Source organism: Gilliamella sp. Pra-s52 (genome assembly GCF_009795805.1).
Taxonomy (GTDB): domain Bacteria; phylum Pseudomonadota; class Gammaproteobacteria; order Enterobacterales; family Orbaceae; genus Gilliamella.
This window is the reverse complement of the sequence record NZ_WTEY01000055.1, coordinates 1-378: the sequence shown is the minus strand read 5'-3', so window position 1 is coordinate 378 and position 378 is coordinate 1. Positions and strand designations below refer to the sequence as shown.

1 protein-coding gene is annotated in these 378 nt (G+C 45.2%); it reads right to left on the bottom strand.

Going from position 1 to position 378, the window contains the following annotated elements:
• The coding region (locus GQ594_RS11925; RefSeq protein WP_160413196.1) for a DUF2345 domain-containing protein at positions 1-378 on the bottom strand (378 nt) is incomplete at both ends.

Genomic DNA, 378 nt, shown 5'->3' with positions numbered 1-378 from the left:
ATACATTACACTTAAGATAGATATTATCCTGTGTACCCAGTTCGATACCTTCGCTGCTGATTTTGATATAAGAGCCACCGCAGATTAACGTTAGTTCATCGCTCGCTGTGATAGTCACCTCACCATCCACACTATCCACTTTGATATCTTGCTTGGCCGCCATATTGAGGTTGGCATTCTGAGCTTGTAGGTCAATATCCCCTTGATTGGCAAATAGCTTCATCCCTGATTTTTGCGCAAATAACCCCAGCGCCTCGCCCGATGAGAGGGTGACGTTTTTTAAGGCATTAATGTCGGTTTGGTGTTCACTGGTTAAGCTGAGGCTGTTAGCGGTAGACAGTTGGATGTTTTCAGGACTGGTTAAGGCCATCCCTTCTT